The organism is Thiobacillus sp. (assembly GCF_018780105.1).
GTDB lineage: Bacteria > Pseudomonadota > Gammaproteobacteria > Burkholderiales > Thiobacillaceae > Thiobacillus.
In genome coordinates this window covers 34,688-53,870 of record NZ_JADMKC010000001.1, presented here as the reverse complement: position 1 = coordinate 53,870, position 19,183 = coordinate 34,688, and the positions used below count along the sequence as shown (strand labels likewise).

18 protein-coding genes are annotated in these 19,183 nt (G+C 59.9%); 1 reads left to right on the top strand and 17 read right to left on the bottom strand.

The window, feature by feature from the left end; translation table 11 throughout:
• Positions 1 to 331 precede the first annotated feature (331 nt).
• A complete protein-coding gene (locus IV098_RS00245) occupies positions 332 to 3,508 on the bottom strand; it encodes an ExeM/NucH family extracellular endonuclease (RefSeq protein WP_296885265.1) in 3,177 nt (1,058 codons plus the stop codon).
• Between the two features lie 176 nt (positions 3,509 to 3,684).
• On the opposite strand from IV098_RS00245, the gene IV098_RS00240 reads away from it, so the two are divergent.
• Positions 3,685 to 4,278: a rhomboid family intramembrane serine protease gene (locus tag IV098_RS00240; protein WP_296885262.1), complete on the top strand. Its 594-nt coding sequence runs from the start codon at positions 3,685 to 3,687 to the stop codon at positions 4,276 to 4,278.
• Positions 4,279 to 4,299: 21 nt separating this feature from the next.
• Here IV098_RS00240 and galE read toward each other — a convergent pair whose 3' ends face one another.
• The 16 genes from galE to IV098_RS00160 form a co-directional block, all read right to left on the bottom strand.
• Positions 4,300 to 5,310, bottom strand: coding sequence for a UDP-glucose 4-epimerase GalE (galE, locus tag IV098_RS00235; protein WP_296885260.1), 1,011 nt, complete (start codon positions 5,308 to 5,310; stop codon positions 4,300 to 4,302).
• 133 nt (positions 5,311 to 5,443) lie between these two features.
• Positions 5,444 to 5,725, bottom strand: coding sequence for an XRE family transcriptional regulator (locus IV098_RS00230; RefSeq protein WP_296885258.1), 282 nt, complete (start codon positions 5,723 to 5,725; stop codon positions 5,444 to 5,446).
• Entirely contained in the window at positions 5,722 to 6,048 is a 327-nt protein-coding gene (locus tag IV098_RS00225; RefSeq protein ID WP_296885256.1) for a type II toxin-antitoxin system RelE/ParE family toxin, read from the bottom strand. The genes IV098_RS00230 and IV098_RS00225 overlap by 4 nt, the downstream gene beginning before the upstream one ends.
• Before the next feature lie 59 nt (positions 6,049 to 6,107).
• The gene (rfbD, locus tag IV098_RS00220) at positions 6,108 to 6,986 is read right to left on the bottom strand and encodes a dTDP-4-dehydrorhamnose reductase (protein ID WP_296885255.1); all 879 of its coding nucleotides are present in this window, start codon (positions 6,984 to 6,986) and stop codon (positions 6,108 to 6,110) included.
• On the bottom strand, positions 6,983 to 7,525 hold the full coding sequence (gene rfbC, locus IV098_RS00215) for a dTDP-4-dehydrorhamnose 3,5-epimerase (RefSeq protein WP_296885253.1): 543 nt from the start codon (positions 7,523 to 7,525) through the stop codon (positions 6,983 to 6,985). The genes rfbD and rfbC overlap by 4 nt, the downstream gene beginning before the upstream one ends.
• Positions 7,525 to 8,406: a glucose-1-phosphate thymidylyltransferase RfbA gene (gene rfbA, locus IV098_RS00210; protein ID WP_296885250.1), complete on the bottom strand. Its 882-nt coding sequence runs from the start codon at positions 8,404 to 8,406 to the stop codon at positions 7,525 to 7,527. The genes rfbC and rfbA overlap by 1 nt, the downstream gene beginning before the upstream one ends.
• Positions 8,403 to 9,470: a dTDP-glucose 4,6-dehydratase gene (gene rfbB / locus IV098_RS00205; RefSeq protein ID WP_296885248.1), complete on the bottom strand. Its 1,068-nt coding sequence runs from the start codon at positions 9,468 to 9,470 to the stop codon at positions 8,403 to 8,405. The genes rfbA and rfbB overlap by 4 nt, the downstream gene beginning before the upstream one ends.
• An 82-nt stretch (positions 9,471 to 9,552) precedes the next feature.
• Entirely contained in the window at positions 9,553 to 10,836 is a 1,284-nt protein-coding gene (locus IV098_RS00200; RefSeq protein WP_296885246.1) for a nucleotide sugar dehydrogenase, read from the bottom strand.
• 88 nt (positions 10,837 to 10,924) lie between these two features.
• Positions 10,925 to 11,281, bottom strand: coding sequence for a VanZ family protein (locus tag IV098_RS00195; RefSeq protein WP_296885244.1), 357 nt, complete (start codon positions 11,279 to 11,281; stop codon positions 10,925 to 10,927).
• Positions 11,282 to 11,968 carry a WecB/TagA/CpsF family glycosyltransferase gene (locus IV098_RS00190; RefSeq protein WP_296885242.1) on the bottom strand — a complete coding sequence of 229 codons (687 nt, stop codon included), beginning with the start codon at positions 11,966 to 11,968 and terminating at the stop codon, positions 11,282 to 11,284.
• 72 nt (positions 11,969 to 12,040) lie between these two features.
• Positions 12,041 to 13,138, bottom strand: coding sequence for a non-hydrolyzing UDP-N-acetylglucosamine 2-epimerase (gene wecB / locus IV098_RS00185; RefSeq protein WP_296885240.1), 1,098 nt, complete (start codon positions 13,136 to 13,138; stop codon positions 12,041 to 12,043).
• Positions 13,135 to 14,250: a glycosyltransferase family 4 protein gene (locus IV098_RS00180; protein ID WP_296885238.1), complete on the bottom strand. Its 1,116-nt coding sequence runs from the start codon at positions 14,248 to 14,250 to the stop codon at positions 13,135 to 13,137. The genes wecB and IV098_RS00180 overlap by 4 nt, the downstream gene beginning before the upstream one ends.
• Positions 14,251 to 14,255: 5 nt before the next feature.
• The gene (locus IV098_RS00175) at positions 14,256 to 14,873 is read right to left on the bottom strand and encodes a DapH/DapD/GlmU-related protein (protein ID WP_296885236.1); all 618 of its coding nucleotides are present in this window, start codon (positions 14,871 to 14,873) and stop codon (positions 14,256 to 14,258) included.
• A complete protein-coding gene (locus IV098_RS00170) occupies positions 14,863 to 16,086 on the bottom strand; it encodes a glycosyltransferase family 4 protein (RefSeq protein ID WP_296885234.1) in 1,224 nt (407 codons plus the stop codon). Before IV098_RS00170 ends, IV098_RS00175 begins: the two co-directional genes overlap by 11 nt.
• Complete coding sequence (locus tag IV098_RS00165; RefSeq protein WP_296885232.1) at positions 16,083 to 17,960, bottom strand: right-handed parallel beta-helix repeat-containing protein; 1,878 nt, start codon at positions 17,958 to 17,960, stop codon at positions 16,083 to 16,085. The genes IV098_RS00170 and IV098_RS00165 overlap by 4 nt, the downstream gene beginning before the upstream one ends.
• Positions 17,911 to 19,071 carry a glycosyltransferase gene (locus tag IV098_RS00160; RefSeq protein WP_296885230.1) on the bottom strand — a complete coding sequence of 387 codons (1,161 nt, stop codon included), beginning with the start codon at positions 19,069 to 19,071 and terminating at the stop codon, positions 17,911 to 17,913. Before IV098_RS00160 ends, IV098_RS00165 begins: the two co-directional genes overlap by 50 nt.
• Between the last annotated feature and the right edge of the window lie 112 nt (positions 19,072 to 19,183).

The following is a 19,183-nucleotide window of genomic DNA, read 5'->3' as shown; positions in this document are numbered from 1 at the left end:
GAGATGTCGTTGAGCGAATCAACGACGACAGGAGTGAGCAGCCTTGCGGCTGTTCTGGCTTCGGGGAACCCGAGGCCGACTGCTTTTCACGCGCACTATGTGTTGCTTTATTTTGTAAGGCTTTTTATGGTCGTGGCGGCACTGAATCTATGCCCGGTTGCTCTGCCCGACTGTGATGCATCGTAGCGGGTGAATATGTCAGGGCTTCGCGCTGAAATGGCGCACCCGATAAGCCGGTTGGCTCATACCCCCACGCTGGGACAAAAAAAAGCGGCCGTCTGCAGACGGCCGCCCTTTCTAGCCGGGCCCCTGCCCGGCTGCCGCATCGCGCTTACAAGCCGAGATCGCGCTCCGGATCAACCGCCGCCGCGCTCACGCCCCTGAGCGTGGCCAGCGGACGATAGGCACCCGTACCGACTGCGCCGTCAGCATCGATCTGCACGCTGGCGCCACCGCTGACGCTGACCACGCGCACATGGCCGTTAGCGAACGCCGTGGCCTGGCTGATGCCGAGGCTGGCCAGCAGGGCCGACAGATCGAGGCGATCGAGGCTGGGAGCGAAGTCGGTGACGCTGTCGCCGGCATCGCGCATCGAGGCATAGACGATCACGTCGTTGCCCGCGCCGCTGCTGATCGTGTCGGCGCCGATGCCGCCGCTGATGACGTCGTCGCCCGGCGTGCCGCTGATGACATCACGGCCGGCGGTGCCGGTCAGCGATTTCAGCAAGCTGAGGCCGACCACCACCGGGTCGTGATCGGACGAGCGGTACGCCGTGGCGGTGTAGTAGTCGGGGCCGCAGGTGGGGCACGCGGGCTGCTTGTACTCGGTGTTGTAGTCGATGATCGAGGGCTCGTCGGCGTTGATGTGCCAGCCGGCCGTGCCACTGATCAGCAATGCCAGATTCGGCGTCGCCAGCGCGTGGTCGAGGTAGCCCGACTCGCCATCGAATACGTAGGAATAACCGGCGTTGCCGCTGAAGCGCGAGACCTGGTCGGCGTAGCCGCTGTTCAGCAATTCGATCACCGGTTCTTCGCGGCCGTAGGCATTGAGGTCGCCCATGATCAGGACGCGCGACTCGCTGCTGGCGCCGACGCTGGCGGCGAAGCCATGCAGGGCCTGCGCCTGCTGCACGCGCAGATCGTTCCAGCAACCCTGGCCGTCGCCCTGGTCGGCATCGGCCCCGCCGCCGCTCGGGCAGCTGCCCTTGGACTTGAAGTGATTGACGATGAGGGTGAACTTTTCGCCGTTCGCCGCCGCAAAAGTCTGCGCCAGCGGCGGACGGTTGTGGATCGCCGCGGTATCGCTCTGCGCGCCGCCGACCGGAGCCAGTTTTGCCGGCTTGTAGATCATGGCCATGCGGATGGCGTCGGTGCCGGTGCCGCCCGTCGGCAAGCCCACGCTGGCGTACGTGCCTGCGCCCAGAACCGCGTTGAGTGCCGCCACCAGATTGGCGACCGCTGTCTCGCCGTTGTTCTCGATTTCGATCAGGCCCACGGCGTCGGCATTGATTGCCGCCATCGCCGCGACGATCTTGTCGCGCTGGCGGATGAATTCCGCAGCGTTGTTGGCGCCGCGGCAATTGCCGGCCGACACTGCGCCGCCGAGCGAGCAGCCCTGCCCGCTCTGGCCGTCGGCGGTGGTGCCGTCGATGAACGTGGTGAAGTAGTTGAGCACGTTGAAGCTCGCGACCCGCAGGTTGCCGCCCACGGCCGGCGGGGTGGCGGTACGCGGATTGGAACGGGTGAAGTTCAGCGCACCCACCGGATGGATGCGGTAATCGGCGATGCCGGTGTTGCTGCTGGTGGCCAGGCCGTAGTCGACCACGCCGACCAGGCCGGGCAGCGTGTCGCCCGCGCGCAGCGTGTTGTCGTCGCCGATGTAGGGCGTGGGGTTGGGATTCTGCAGGCTGGTGCCGTCGTCGAGCAGGATGCGGCGGCGCGCGTTGTCGTCAGCCAAGTTCTGCGCATCGACGCTGCCGGCCGGATACAGATTGGTCGGCTTGATCAGGCGGCCTTCGGCGGCGAGCGTGATCTGGCCATAACGGCCCTGGAAGTAATTCTGCGAAGCGGTGAGCGGCGTGGCGATTTCCACCAGCATGCCTTCGACGCGTTCGAGATCGCCTTCGCTCGCTTCCGGGAACACGATCGGCGTCGGCGCAATGGCGAGGCCGCTGGCGAGCACGGTGAGCCCGCTCACGTTGGACAGTTCGGTCAGCGGGTTGGCCAGCGTCTTCGCATTGCTGGCCGCACCGGTGTTGAATTCCACCACTTTGGCGGTCAGGCGCACGCGGTCGCCCACGCTCACGGTCGGCGCCGTGCTGGTGAACACGAACACGCCGTCCGAGGTGGCGGCGTCGCTGTCGCCCGTTTCGTCCTGCAGGTAGAAACCGTTGTTGTTGAGTTTGGTGACCAGGCCTTCGGTCGTCACGGTCTGCCCGGCCAGCGGACTGGAGCTGCCGCTACCCTGGATCGCCGGGATGCGGGTGAGGCCGGTGGCGGTCACCGTCACGGTGCAGGTGGTGGTTTGCGCTTCGTTGTTGGCAAAGCTGATCTGCACCGGATAGCTGCCGGCGGCCAGCCCCGACACGTCGAGCGACACGCTGGCCGCTTCGCCGTCCGCCGTCGCGGCGGAGAAGCTGCCGAGCGAAATCCCGGCCAGCGCACCGGCACTGATGCTTGCGCTGTCGACCACGCTGTCGGCGTCGCTGGCGGCGAGCATGACGCTACCCGATCCCGCTGCCACCACCGACAAGCCGGCTGGGCAGGATGCCACGATGGGCAGGTTGACCGCGCCGCCGCTGGGCGTGCCGGTGACGCTCAGGTTGTCGACCCCCACCCATTCGTCGTTGCCGCCGGCGTTGCTGGTGATCACGCGCAGCTGCAGCAGCGGCTGGTTCTCAGCTGCCGCCGGCAAAACCACGCTGACCGGTGTGGTCTGCGTGGCGAGGCTGGGGCCGCTGGTCGCATCGGCCACGTAAGCGGCCGGCACATCGGTGAAGTTGCCGCTGGCGCCGACGCGATATTGCAGTGCCACCGGCTGGATGGCGTTGTCGGCCGAGCCGTCCAGATCGCGCAACAGATAGCCGACCTGGATCGCCTGCCAGCCGCTGGTGTTGAGGTTCAGCAGGATGAAAGGCGCATCGGCGGTGCCGGAACCCGTCAGCGCAATGCTCGGATCGGCCAGCTCGAATTCGGCGACACCGCCAGTATTGAAGGTATTGGGCGCAGTCTGGTTGGCGTTGATATCCAGCACGCCGGTGCCGTCAGCCAGGATCGTTTGCGGGTTGGCGCCGGTTGCGCCGGTGAGCGTATCGCCGCGATAGCCCATCACGCCCGGCACGCCGCTCCAGTCGTCGGTCGTGGTGATCAGGCCGGTATTCGACCAGTCCTGCGCATACGGCAGCAACTGCGGCGTGACGTCCGCCAGCGCTGCATTCGAAACCAGCGCGCCCGACAGGAACAGACTTCCCAGCGCAACAGACAACGGAACACGTTTGAAACGATGCATGGCACAACCCTTGATCAAGTGGAAGGAATCCACGAAGACTAAGCGCCGCATGTTGTCGCATCATGTCGCCAGCATGCTCGCCAGCTGACCCGTTCGGCTCATGGAACAGAATCCTGAATCTTGCTAACAGGGTCCCGCCTCGCATTACAATTTCGCTAAATCCCAACCGAGCCGCCATGCCGCCGATCACCTTCACCCTCATCCTGCTGAATGTCCTGATCTATGCATTGGGGATCTTCACCGGCCCCGACATCGTCCGCACCTTCGGCCTGTGGCCGCCGGGCTCGGGCGGCGCGTTCCATTACTGGCAGCTGATCACCTACAGTTTCCTGCACGGCTCGCTGCTGCATCTGGGATTCAACATGGCGGCGATCTGGATGTTCGGCGCCGAGCTGGAAAAACGCTGGAACGACCTGCGCTATCTGCTGACCTACCTGCTCAGCGTGGCGGTCGCCGCGATGACGCAAATCGCCGTCAGTGGCTTTTTCCTGCACGCGACCGGGCCGGTGATCGGTGCGTCCGGCGGCGTGTTCGGGCTGCTGCTGGCCTACGCGCTGTACTTTCCCAACCGCGTCATCAGCATCATCTTTCTGCCCTTCATCCAGATCCCCGCGCGCACCTTCGTGTTCGGCTACGGCCTGATCGAACTGTTTCTCGGGGTCACCAACACCGCAGCGGGCGTCGCCCATTTCGCCCACCTGGGCGGGCTGTTCGGCGGCTGGCTGGGGGTACAGTATTTCCGCGGACGCGGCATTTTCGGCAAGCGCTAAGCGCTCACCGCTCACCTTTTTTCAAGCGTAGCCGTCCGGATTACCCGCCTGCCAGCGCCAGGCATCGGCGCACATCCGCGGCAAATCGTATTCCGCACGCCAGCCCAGTTCCTGCGCAGCACGTGCCGGGTCGGCCCAGCACTGCGCCACGTCGCCGGCGCGGCGCGCCCCGATCTGATACGGCACCGGTTTGCCGCTGGCTGCTTCGAATGCACGCACCATGTCGAGCACGCTGACGCCACAGCCGGTGCCCAGATTCCAGATTTTTACCCCGCCCAACCCAAGCAGCTTGTTCAGCGCCGCCACGTGCCCGCGCGCCAGATCGACCACGTGAATGTAGTCGCGTACCCCGGTGCCGTCCGGCGTCGGATAGTCGCCGCCGAACACGTTCAGATGCGCGCGACGTCCCACCGCCACCTGCGCCACAAACGGCATCAGGTTGTTGGGGATACCCTGCGGATCTTCGCCGATCAAGCCTGATTCATGCGCGCCCACCGGGTTGAAGTAACGCAGCAAGGCCACATTCCAGGCCTTGTCCGACAGCGCGATATCGCCAAGGATTTCCTCGATGAACAGTTTGGAGCGGCCATACGGATTGGTGGCCGACAGCGGGAAATCCTCGGTGATCGGCACCGTCGCCGGATCGCCGTACACCGTGGCCGACGACGAGAACACCACCGCCTTCACGCCCGCCTCCGCCATCACCTCGAACAGCGCGATGCTGCCGGCGATGTTGTTGTCGTAGTACAGCAGCGGTTTTTCGACCGACTCGCCCACCGCCTTCAACCCGGCGAAATGCACCACCGCGTCAATGGCGTGCTCGGCGAACAACTTGCGCAAAGCCGCGCGGTCGCGAATATCGCCCTGCACAAAGGCCACCGGCTTGCCGCTGATCTGCGCCACGCGGTCGAGCGATTTCACGCTGCTGTTCGACAGGTTGTCGAACACCACCACCTCGTGTCCCGCCGCCAGGCATTCCACTGCAGTGTGCGAACCGATATAGCCGGCGCCGCCGGTCAGCAAGACTTTCAATTCAATTTCTCCTGATTTCTTGTGGGCGGGTGTCTGATCAATTCATCACCAAACAAACATCCTGATCCCATAACGTTGCAGTTTGATTCCGGCGTTTGACGGACTCACGATTCGCCAGACTCGAACGGGAACATCAGGCCGCCTCAAGTTCAACATGCACCCGACGGCCAATCGCAGTGGCGATATTCACCAGCGCATCCAACGAAAAACGCGACACACGTCCGCGTAAAAGATCGTTCATACGCGGTTGGGTCACACCGCAGCGCGTAGCTGCCTCCACCTGAGTCCAGCCGCTTTCCTGCACGATGGCCGCGATTTTTTGCATGAGTTCGGCCCTGGCGCGCAAATTCGCTGCCTGCTCAGGGGTATCGACGATGGCATCCCATACACTCGCGTACGTTTCTGACTTGCTCATTTTCGGCCTTTCACTAATTGGGTGAAGCGCTCCCTGGCAGTTTCCAGATCTCGCTTCGACGTCGTCTGCGTCTTCTTCTGAAAAGCATGCAATACAACTACGGCATCAGCCATACGCGCCGTGTAGATCACTCGATAAGTGCCCGCATCGTCCCATATCCTGATTTCCTCAACGCCCTTGCCTATCGATGGCATAGGCTTGAAATCATCCGGCTGCCCACCCCGCTGCAGCTTATCCAACTGATAGCCCGCGTCCTGCCTCGCATCGTCTGGAAAATCCCGCAGACATTTGAGCGCGTTACCCAGAAATCGAATGGGCTTCATGTGGCAAATATACTGATATGGATATATTCAGGCAATAGGTACGCAAACAGACGTGCCCATCAATTTGCCATGCACAGCGCCAGCGCCGCCCGCCAGTCCTGCAAGCGCAAGCCGAACACCTGCGCCAGCCGGTCGTTGTTCAAACGCGAATTGAGTGGCCGCCGGGCCGGGGTCGGGTAGTCGCTGCTGGGGATGGGTAGCAAGCGGGCCGGCGCACAGGTTTCGTCGAATTCATCAAGCGCCTGGATCGCCTCGGCAAAGCCGTGCCAGCTGGTCTCGCCGCCATTGCTCATGTGGTACACGCCCCATCGATCGAAGCCACACGCCGAAACCTGGCTCAGGATCAGCGCGGTGGCTTCGGCCAGATCGCGACACCAGGTCGGCGCGCCAATCTGGTCAGAGACGATTTTCAGCTCGGGCCGTTCGCGCATCAGGCGACGCATGGTGAGCAGGAAATTGCTGCCGCGCGCGCCATACACCCACGAGGTGCGGAAGATCAGATGGCGGCAGCCGCTGGCGGCAATCGCGCGCTCGCCGGCGAGCTTGCTCGCGCCGTAGACGTTGAGCGGGTCGCAGGCATCGTCTTCACGCCACGCGGTGGCACCACTGCCATTGAACACGTAATCGGTGGAGTAATGCACCAGCAGTGCGTCGAGCCGCGCCGCTTCCTCGGCGAGGATGCCGGGGGCGATGGCGTTGACGGCATGCGCCAGATCCTGCTCGCTCTCGGCCTTGTCCACGGCCGTATGCGCGGCCGGGTTGACGATGATGGCCGGCGCGATCTCGCGCACCGTGCGACGCACCGCGTCGGCGTCGGCCAGATTCAGGGTTCGGGAATCCAGCGCGACCACCTCGCCCAGACTGGCGAGCGTGCGGCGCAGCTCCCAGCCCACCTGGCCCCTGGCGCCGGTGAGGAGTATGCGGGGAGCGGTAGTCATGGGTAGACTTCCGCATCCTTGAGCAGCGGCAGCACCTGGTCCTTGGCCGACAACGTCGGCGCGCCATCGAGCTGCCATTCCACCCCGATGGCCGGGTCGTCCCAGCGCACGCCGCGATCCCACTGCGGCGCGTAGTAGGCCGTGGTCTTGTAGAGGAAGTCCGCGCTGTCGGACAGCACCTGAAAGCCATGGCCGAAGCCGGGCGGAATCCACATCATGCGCTGGTTGTCGGCCGACAGTTCATAGCCCACCCACTGCCCGAAATGCGGCGAGGATTTGCGCAAATCCACCGCCACATCGAACACCGATCCGCTCAGCACCCGTACGAGCTTGCCCTGCGGTTCATTGAGCTGATAGTGCAGGCCACGCAGCACGCCCTTGCTCGAACGTGAGTGGTTGTCCTGCACAAAATCCAGATTGAGCCCCAGCTCGGCAAAAGTCTGGCGGTTCCAGCTTTCCAGAAAAAAACCGCGCGCGTCGCCGAATACCTTGGGCTCCAGCAGCAGCACGCCGGGGAGACGGGTTTCAATCGCTTTCATCAGAACACCTGCTCGTTCAACATGTTCAACAGATACTGCCCATACGCATTCTTCTTCAACGGCTCGGCCAGCCGGGCCACCTGCTCAGCCGAGATGTAATTCTGGCGATAGGCGATTTCTTCGGGACAGGCAATTTTCAGGCCCTGACGCTTTTCGATCGTCTCGATGAACATCGAGGCTTCCAGCAGCGATTCATGGGTACCAGTATCGAGCCAGGCATGGCCGCGGCCCATGATCGACACCTTGAGCGCGCCGGCGTCGAGATACATCCGGTTGATGTCGGTGATCTCCAGCTCGCCGCGCGGCGACGGCTTCAGGTTGCGCGCCATGTCCACCACCTCGTTGTCGTAGAAATACAGGCCAGTGACGGCGTAATGCGACTTCGGCTGCGCCGGTTTTTCTTCCAGGCTGATCGCGCGGCCATTGGCATCAAACTCCACCACGCCGTAGCGCTCCGGGTCGTGCACCCGGTAGGCAAACACGGTGGCGCCTGCTTCCTCTGCGCTGGCGGCAAGCAGGTCTTCGGTCATCTCGTGGCCGTAAAAAATGTTGTCGCCCAGCACCAGTGCACTCGGGCCGTTGCCGACAAAGTCCGCACCGATCACAAAAGCCTGTGCCAGCCCATCCGGACTCGGCTGCACCGCGTACTGCAGATTGATCCCCCACTGGCTGCCGTCGCCCAGCAGCTGCGTAAAGCGCGGCGTATCCTGCGGCGTCGAAATGATCAGGATGTCGCGGATCCCCGCCAGCATCAGCGTGGTGAGCGGGTGGTAAATCATCGGCTTGTCGTAAATCGGCAGCAGCTGCTTGGATACGGCGAGCGTGGCCGGATACAGGCGGGTACCGGAACCGCCAGCCAGAATAATTCCCTTGCGACTCATTGCGCCCCCCTTTCGGCGTAATTCGTATCCAGCCACTTGCGGTATTCACCGCTGGCCACATTTTCCACCCAAGTCATATTGTCCAGATACCAGCGCACCGTCTTGCGAATACCCGTCTCAAAGGTTTCAGCCGGCTTCCAGCCCAGTTCGCGGTGAACCTTGCTGGCGTCGATGGCGTAGCGGCGGTCGTGCCCGGGGCGGTCCTTCACATAGGTCAGCAGCCGCGCATACGGCCCGGCGGAATCGGGGCGCATCTCGTCGAGCAGCGCACACACGATTTTCACGATCTCGATATTCGGCATCTCGTTCCAGCCGCCGATGTTGTAGGTCTCGCCGAGTGCGCCGTTCTGCAGCACGGTGCGGATCGCCGAGCAATGGTCGGTGACGTACAGCCAGTCACGCACGTTCATGCCGTCGCCGTAAATCGGCAGCGGCTTGCCGCGCGTGGCGTTGAGGATCATCAGCGGAATCAGCTTTTCCGGGAACTGGTACGGCCCGTAATTGTTCGAGCAGTTCGTCGTCAGCACCGGCAGGCCGTAGGTGTGGTGATAGGCCCGCACCAGATGATCGGACGACGCCTTGCTCGCCGAATAAGGGCTGTTGGGTGCGAACGGCGTGGTCTCGGTGAACGGCGCATCGCCCGGCTCCAGCGATCCGTATACCTCGTCGGTAGACACATGCAGAAAGCGAAACGCGGCCTTCTCGTCATCAGGCAAATTCGTCCAGTGCCCGCGCACCGCTTCCAGCAAATGGAAGGTGCCCACCACGTTGGTCTGGATGAAATCCTCCGGCCCGTGGATCGAACGATCCACATGCGACTCCGCCGCAAAATTGACGATCGCGCGCGGGCGATGCTCGGCCAGCAGTTTGTCCAGCAGCGCGCGGTCGCCGATGTCGCCCTGCACGAACACATGGCGCGTATCGCCTTTCAGGCTGGCCAGGTTTTCCAGATTGCCCGCGTAAGTGAGCTTGTCCAGATTGAGCACCGCCTCATCGTTGACGCGTAGCCAGTCGAGAATGAAATTTGCGCCGATGAAGCCGGCGCCGCCGGTGACTAAAATCACACTCGTTTCCTATTCAAAAGAAATTCTTTCGCAATTGCGTTCGCTTACATCCAGGCCACGTTTGCTGCCACAAAGCCAGCGCCTATAAACGCCACAAGTTGAAGCCAGCCGCCTTGATTGCGGCTGGGTCGTAGGCCGACTTCACATCGGTGAAGACACCGCCCTTGCGCAGCCGGGAAGTCAGCTCGGCCAGCGACATGGCCTTATATTCCTTGTGCGATACCGCCGCAACAATCGCATCGGCATTGCTGGGCAACTGGTCCCAAGGGGTCAGGCTGATGCCGTATTCGTGTTCGGCTTCCGCCGATTCGGCAATGGGGTCATGCACGGCAACATCGCAACCAAACTCTCTCAACTCCTTAACCAGATCGGCGACCTTGGAATTACGCAAATCAGAACAGTCCTCCTTGAAAGTCAGCCCCAACACAATGACCTTGGCCCCCTTCACCGTGCCGCCGTTGTTAATCATGCCCTTGATCGTCTGTTGCGCCACGTAGGCCGCCATGCCGTCGTTGATGCGGCGCCCGGCCAAAATCACCTGCGGGTGGTAGCCGAGCATGTCGGCCTTGTGGGTGAGGTAGTAGGGATCGACGCCGATGCAGTGGCCGCCGACCAGGCCCGGGCGGAACGGCAGGAAGTTCCATTTGGTGCCGGCGGCTTTCAGCACCTCGAGGGTGTCGATGCCGAGGCGGTGAAAGATCAGCGAGAGTTCGTTCATCAGCGCGATGTTGAGGTCGCGCTGGGTGTTTTCGATCACCTTGGCGGCTTCGGCCACCTTGATCGAGCTGGCGCGATGCACGCCCGCGGTGATGACGCTGCTGTACAACTCGGCCACTTTATCCAGCGTGGCGGCATCGTCGCCCGACACCACTTTCATGATTTTGGTGATGGTGCGTTCCTTGTCGCCGGGGTTGACGCGCTCGGGCGAGTAGCCAACGTGGAAGTCCTGCAGCCATTTCATGCCCGACAGTTTTTCCAGGATCGGGATACAGACCTCTTCGGTGGCGCCGGGGTAGACTGTGGATTCGTAGATGACCGTCGCGCCTTTCTTCATGTATTTGCCGACGGTGGTGCTGGAGCCGACCAGCGGCGAGAAGTCGGGGATATGAGCCTCATCAACCGGCGTAGGAACGGCGATGATGATGAAGTCCGCTTTTGAGATCGTGCTGGGGTCGGTGCTCACGCTCAACCCGGTCGCCGCCTTCAGGTCTTCGGTGCTGACTTCTCCAGTCGGATCGCAATAGTTTTTGTAACTGGCGATTTTGGAATCCGACAGATCGAAACCGATCGTCTCGAATTTTTTGCCAAATTCAACCGCCAAGGGAAGGCCAACGTAGCCCAGGCCGACAACCGCAACAACCGTCATGATCACTCCATCAACACATTTAAAAACCTTCGTTAGGAACGCTACCCAGCCTACTTGAAACTTGTGACTCGAAACCTGGATTTCGCCTCTACCGCGATGGCGTCTGATCCATGTGTCGCCAGATTGCGTGGCTCATCGCAATCCCGACCATCACGCCCAGTGCATCCGCCACCCAATCATCGACACCGGGGAAACGTCCCGGCAGGGCGAACTGATGCCATTCATCCCATCCACCCAGCAACAACGTGCCCACCAGCACCCATGGCCAGGCACGACGCCCAAGGCCCATCGAGAGCAGACTGGCAAGAATCGCATACCAGGCCATATGCGCGAGCTTGTCCCATGGTGGCGGAATCAATCCAGCCGCCTCGGGCTGGCTATTGCCCCACACATATGCCGCCAGCAAAACCAGCGCTGCCAACAACGCAAGGCGTGAGTGCGACATTCAATCACGTCCCAGTAAAAACTGCCGCGCTGCGCCAAGGATAAACAGCGTATTCGTCACCAAATACCGCTTCCACAAGCGTCCCGGTTCTGACGCAAGGCGGTGCAGCCATTCCATGCCGTTGTCACGCATCCAGGCCGGTGCACGCTGCACCGTACCGGCATGGAAATCGAAGGCCGCGCCCACCCCGATCATCACCGCGTTCACCCGCCCGCGATGCTCCGCCATCCAGCGTTCCTGCTTGGGGCAGCCGAGGCCGACGAACAAGATACCCGCATCACTAGCGTTGATCCGGTCCACTGCCGCCGCATCTTCCTCAGCAGTCAGCGTGCGGAACGGCGGCGACTCAGTCGTCACACGTAACGCCGGAAACGCTACCCGCAAACGCGCCTCCAGCAATCCTAGTGTCGCGTCGGTGCTGCCGTAGCAATAAATCGGCAGGTCTTCACTTGCCGCGCGCTCGCATAGCGCCCACATCAGATCTGGTCCGCTGACACGCGACTGGTTGGCAAACCCCTGCCGCCGCAACATCCACGCCACTGGTGCGCCATCCGGCGTCGCCATGTCTGAGCCATTGATGATGTCGCGATATGCCGCATCGCGCGACGCGCTCACCACCACGTGCACGTTGCAGATCGTCACATAGCGACTTTCGTGCGCATGTGCCCAGCCGAGCAGGCGAGACATCGCGGTGTCCCACGACAACGCATCGATATTCGCCCCGAGTACTGAGCCAGTTGTCCGCACAAGCTGCATCGCTCAGTTTTTTTCCAAATCGGCAGCCAAAATCGCCACGATCCGTTCTGCTGCCTTGCCATCCCACAACTCGGGTCGGCGGCCTACCTTGCCTTCACCCAGCTCCGCATAAGCGTCCAGAATGTTTTGTGGCTGCGTTCCAACCAGCACATTGGTGCCCTCATCCACCGTCACCGGTCGCTCGGTATTTTCGCGCAGAGTGAAGCAGGGCACGCCCAGTGCCGTGGTTTCCTCCTGCAGCCCGCCGCTGTCAGTCATCACCACCGCTGCGTCTTTCCACAGGTTTAGAAACTCCATATAGGCCAATGGGCCGGTCAGCGTAATCCGGTCGCCCAGGTCGATGCCGAATTTTTCCAGATTGGCGCGCGTGCGCGGATGCACTGGAAAAATAAGCGGCAGCGTTTCACTGATCTTTCGAAGTGCACCGCCGATCCCAGCGAACGCCTCTGCCTCGTCCACATTCGACGGCCGATGCAGCGTCACCACGCCATATTGTGGCTGCGCAGCCTTGTAGGCCGCCGTTGCGAAAGCACCTGCATCCACATGCTCAAGCTTGTCATGCTGATACAAAAGGTTGTCCACCATCACATGACCGACAAAGTGAATCTTCTCTTGCGCCTGCCCTTCGCGCAGCAGGTTCGCCACCCCGGCAGGCTCGGTCACGAAGAACCAGTCCGAAATCGAATCGGTGACCAGACGATTAATCTCCTCCGGCATCGTCCGGTCACCGCTGCGCAACCCGGCTTCCACATGCGCCACTGGGATATGCAGCTTTTTCGCCACGATTGAACAAGCAATGGTCGAATTTACATCGCCCACCACCAGCACAACGTCCGGCGGTGCAGCCTGACACAACTGCTCAAAGCCCAGCATGATCTTTGCCGTTTGCTCCGAATGCGAGCCACCACCCGCGCCCATGAATACATCAGGCGCAGGAATCCCCAGCTCCTCGAAAAACACTTCGTTCATTTCGCGGTCGTAATGCTGGCCGGTATGCACAATTTTGTATTCCAACCCGCCATGCGCCTGCAACGCACGCACAATCGGCGCTATCTTCATGAAATTTGGGCGCGCACCCGCCACCAGGTAGATCGTTTTCATCGGGCCAGTCTCGTCAGTTCAGTCACAATTCGGTTGATAAATTCGCGGAAGGCAAACTTGCCGGTAATCATTTCGCGCGAGCATTCGCCCATGCGATGAGCAAGTACCGGGTCATCCAGGATCGCCGCCATCTTGGCCGCCAGTTCCTGCGGCGTGCTCTCGCGCAAGCGAAACCCGTTTTCCCCATCCACCACCAGATCGTCTGCGCTGCCATCGGCAAAGCCCGAGACAATCGGCAAACGGTGTGCCATCGCCTCATTGATTCCCAGCCCGCCAGTACCCGGCAGCACATACAGCTCGGCCGCATCGAAATACGGGCCCACACCTTCCACAATCGAGCCGGTCAGCACCACATCGTCGCGCCCCGCGCATGCCTGCCGCACTGCAGGCAAATGTTCGCCATCACCCACCAACACCAGCACCGCATCCTTGCGGTGCATCAAGTCAAGCGCCTGCAAGATCACCTCGATGCGCTTTTCCGCCAGCACCGCGCCCACAAACAGAATGATCTTGCGATCACCGATTTCGGGATGCCTGCCCACCACCAGCGCCCGCGCTTCGGCCTTGGGCAGGGTCGTAATCTTTTCCTCGTTGATCGTGTTGTGCATCACAGTAACCTGATCCGCACGTGCGCCATGGCTTAGTGCGTAATCGCGCGCGTTGGAGTGGTAGGCGAGGTGATAATCAAATTGAGGAATAAATTTCCCCAGCAAAAAATCTTTCAAAGTACCGGGGTTGTATTCATAACCACACTGCCAAGCAACCAACTTGAAGCCCATCTTTTTCTTCAAGCCCATTAGTTGCCAGTGCGATACATTTCCTATGTGGCTCAAAACAACGACGATGTCGGGTTGTATCTCACGAACTTTATCCATTACTCCAAAGTGGCGGCGCAAAATAAAGCTACCAATTTTGTATTCACGGAATGTGAACTTCGATTCTTTCGCGATAACGGATTTCCCCAACCCAACGCGCCCTTTATTGGATTGATTCGTTTCGCCAGATAGCAGATAAAGCTCCAGCCCAACAGTTGGAAGCGTCTTTTCCAAACCCTTGAATAACTCTTGGTGGTAGTGCGCTACTCGGTCAAATATGAACAGTATTTTTTTCATGATAGTTATTGATCCAGGTTGCCAGGTTGAACAATCCAGTCGTCATACCCTCTCTCGGAAAACACAAATTTTCCATTACGGATACGCTGCTCGTGTTCTGCTATTAGCGACTCATCTGAAAATCTTCGTCCAATCTGACGCGCGGGGTTCCCGCCCACGATGGCATAAGGCTCCACACTCTTGGTTACAACCGCACCAGCAGCCACAATAGCTCCGCGCCCAACACACACCCCTGAAAGCACAACAGCACCAAAACCAAGCCAGACATCTGACTCAATCGACACTTTTTCATCACGGTATGGGCTGGGCGGATTGGTACTACCCACCCACGGTGAAAAACGCACCGGCACCCCAACGGTACGAAAGTCATGGTCATGCCGACCCACCAAAGCCACACGGTTGGCAATCATCACAAAATCACCAATATCAGCGTTGCACTCGATGTGAACATCCTTGCCGACATATACATTGTCGCCGATGGTTACCCGGCCGGACGCCCAAATTCTGGTCCGTGCCCCCAAGTGCAAACCATGGCCATGCCTCAGCACCTTCCGGAAAGTGAATGCCTTGATACGCGTTTGCAACCTGCGAGCAGCCGCCAATACCAACGCTTTAATCTCCATGCTGTGGCAGTCCCATGAGTGGAAAAACTCCATAAGCACGATTTCCCCAAGACATAGCTCCTCGAACATGATCTAAAGATGCTTGGCTCATCGCCAAACGGCCAGGTTCATTATCAGCAAGTCTCTTAACCGCATCAGCAAGATGCTGTATCACCCCCTGCTCGTTCTGATTCCGGGTTGACACAACGACAGCCGTCTCAGAAGTAACCAAGGTCACAGGCCCACCAATATCCAGACAAATCACCGGCAAACCAAATGCCTGTGCCTCCAGCACCACATTACCGCTGGAGTCGTGCAAGCTAGGAAACAAAAAACAGTGCATGGTTCGATACAGCGCAAACAACTCCTGCTGCGGCATCTGGCTTATCCAGCGAATACGATCATGGATGCCCTCCGCCATAGCCACCTTACGAAGCTCAGCCTCGAATGGCCCACGGCCCAGAAGCGTGAATTCAACCGGCACACCCCGCTCCATTGCATGAGCCACCGCGCGTATCGCCAGGTGCGCCCCCTTCCAGCCCAGCAGGCGACCAGCAAACAAAACACGCAAGGGCTCCCCGTCATGACGAGGACATGGATGGATGCCTTTTGGCGCATCGATACCGATTTCCGGATACACAACGGCGCGCCTTCGAAACGGCCACGGCAGCGCCCGGCGCGTGTCTTCCGTCTTGGTGAGGATCAACGTGGTTTTGGCAAAAGCCATCCACAAGAACGGGTCAAACAAGGCTGCCTTGTTGAGTAGTGAGCGCAACAGCTCCTTGAGCTTTTCGCGGCCTCGTATGGAACGCTTTAATGCCAGTGGCGCATCCTCACCACCACCCAGCGGGCCGAAGATGAACGGAATGCCGAGATACCCCAAAAACGAAGGATGACGAAATACCCCGTAAGTGATGTGGATCGCCAAATCGAAGCCATGGTTGCGATGCAGACGCCGAGCGAGACCCAACAGGCCGAATTGCCACAGTGTGTAGAGCACCTGGGCAGTCGTCGAATTCAGCGGCATGGCACGCAGCCATGTGGGCCGGTAGTACACCACTTCCATATTGGCCGGCAGTTGTACGCCGGCTGCCTCCACTAACGGCCGGCGGGTCGCGTCTGTCACCACCGTCACTTCATGCTGCTTCGCCAGTTCCGCCGCCCAACGCCAGCCCACGCCGGGCTCGCTGCCGACATTGGGTGCAAATGCGAAGGCAGATAGAAGAATTTTCATGCGCCGCCCCCAACCATCAGAACGACAGCCTGTCCGGGAGCCAAATCAAGCGGCCATCCGACCACCGCTCCATCAGCTTGTCGCAGGTTGCCGCAAAAGGCTTTCGCCAATGGACAAGTGTAAGTTTGGCGCGCACCCGATGTATTGCTAAAGGAAAGCGACTGTCTGATCTTACCCACGTCCAATATTGGCGGAGCAGGTTGTCTGGTGGTGCCAATCCAGAACTGGGATGCGTGCGCCCCAGCCTCTGACCGTACCCGGTTATGCCGCACTTCCGCCACCGCCCCTGAATGTTCCGTGCTGACCAGCAACGGCATTTGTTTATTTTTGCTCACAACAAGATTGTTCAGGATATGCGTTGCATCTTTCCCGCTTCCTATTGCACCGGTTCGACTCAGCATTAAGCCAAATTCGTTGTCGAACAGCACATTGTCGGAAACGTGTGAAGCGGTGGCCTTGCTGAAGATCCCCCGCTGCGCTTTCTCGACAAAATTGCGCCTGACATAAATGCCGCGCGATTCATCATCCAGATAAATCCCCGCAGTCAAAGTATTGCGACTCGTACTCCCCTCAAGATCGCCCGGCACAGCGCTGATCAGATTGTCTTCCACCCGCGCGTTGTAATAGCCCTGATTTTTTTGGGCGCCTGATGTGTAGATCGCACCGCAATCCGCTAGTTTCAGACACGACTTCTCAATGATGTTTTTTTCAACTATTGCATCCTTGCCGAACATGATGGCCGCATACCCAGTACGGTATATGCGGTTGCGTGCAATCAGGGATGCAGGGGCATCATCGACGCGTATCGCGGCAACGCTCTTGCGCGGATTGGCTGATACGCCCACGTCTTCGAGCAGGCAATCGGTTATTTGGGCACCCATGCCGCGCTTCACAATCACACCGTCACGCTGGGAACGCTGCCCGTGCAGGCCACTCACAACCAGATTGTCTGCTTGCTCCGATAAAACATAAGCAGCGCCGACATCGCTCACGTCCAGGCTGTCTAGCACGATGTTGCTGCTATCTGCCACTTCGACACCCACACCCGTGACAAAGCGGATCGCCAGCCCTTGCAGCCGAACATATGCTGACTGGTCCAATTTCACGCCAAACTGCTGGTTGTTAACGTACACGGACGCATCGGGCTTTTTGTGAAGAATCAACATGGCCGACTGCGGGTCGTAAGCCCAACCGCCAGACACAGGCAGCATCCAGGGCTGCCCCTCAAGGTAGTATCCCGCGCCGTCAGCTGGTTTCATGGCGAATGGTTTGGCAAAGGCAACCGCGCCGTAGGGGTCAACGCCATAGATTCGCCGCTCTTCGATGGTGTAATCGTTTGTACGCACGATCCAATCGGCGCCACGCAAACTGTCAGGCGCGCCCGGCAAGGTTTTCAACTGCACTTGAATTTTTCCATTAGCCCAGTTAAGCGGAAGTGTGCGGGTTGCCGGAAATCGGGCTCTGGGCATGACAGCGTCCCGTGTGTAAACCATGCCGGGCACTTGGCCCAGCGATGCCGCCCAACCAAACTCTGTTGGTTTGAAGTCAGCCTTAAACAACTCCATACCACCTGGCCGAATTTCGGGGCGGCGCCCCGCACATTCACCATAAGACCCTATGACGATAGGCGCTGTCACCGTGCCCTTGAACCGCAACGTCAGAGACTCGAACCATACGCCATTACAACGCAGCGACACCCGGTCACCCGGCTCCAGGTTGGCACGCTCTACTCGTGCAAGCGTGCGCCAAGGACCATTGCCATTACCCGCGTCGCCTTGCATACCCGATGAATCGTCGTTTCCCCCAACAATGTCGACAAAATAATCAGTGGCGTATGAGGTCGGTATCAGTGCGAGTAGCAGACACAGACGCATCAGCGCCCAAGGAATAATGCGGCAGCAAAACACCGACTGTGTTCTCCCATAAATGGTGGCGCGCGATGTCGCGCACCTTTTCCCGGTCAAACTGACCAAGCCGCTCTCGCAGCATACGCATTCCATGTTGCAAACCGGTGGCGGTGCGTTCCGAGACCACGATGCCAGTTTCGGGCGTCACGTAATGTGCGAACGAACCCACATCAAATGCCAGAACCGGTATGCCGAAACGATAGGCCGTCAGCAACACGCCACTTTGATCAATGTGTCGGTAGGGCAGGAGAACGGCGTCTGCGCTCTCGAAAATCCCTTGCACGGCACATTCTTCCACGTAGTCCCGACTCCAAGCGGCACGGTGCGGCGCAGGGACTTCCGCAACAAGTTTGTCCAGTTCGGCAGCCAGTCTGGAATCCTTGCAGGCGCCGACTATCGACAGGGCAACGGGAAAGTCCGGAAAATCATCCAGCGCCTCCAGTGCGATATCGATCCCTTTATAACGGGATACCGCGCCAAACATCAGCAGCCGTAACCTGCCTTCGGCATCGGGTTGCCAGGGTTGCGGGTGTTCGGGAAGTGTATCCACGCCATGTTCCATCACCACCACTTTGTGAGGTTGTATGGCCCATTCCGTTAACAGGGTTTCGCGCATCTTTTCAGTGTGCACGACCAATCGATCAGGGATCCGGTACACAAGCCGCATGATCTGTTTGTTCAACCAGGTATGCTGGTCGTGCGGCAACAGATTATGCACAGTCAGAAGCAGGCGACGGCTGAGCACGCGGTATCCAAGGATTTCCAGTAGCCCGAGCGGCACGCTTGCCGTGATAAACATGCCGGTCAGATGGAGCGCCCGCCGCGGGCACATAGCGAGAAAGGCATAGAGCCTTGCCGTGTAGGCCAACAACCCCCACGCTTTTCTAGACCGGGAGCGTTGGGGATCTTGCGAGCCGCGCAATGGAACGGTGCGGATGCCTGAGTCGAGTTCCTTCACGAGCGACCGGCGGGATGTGACCATCGTGACAGGCACGCCATTGCGCGCCAATCCGTTGGCAAACGCTTTTTCGTAATTGGGCTGAAAGCCATGCGACACCAGCAACACGGGGCGATTCACGGCGCTTCCCCGCCACAATGTTCCACTACGCGGGCATTGGCGGAACACCCAAACGCAATGGGTGTTGCATGACAACAAGGCGGCATGGTTTTAGCGGTGTTCATGCGCTCGA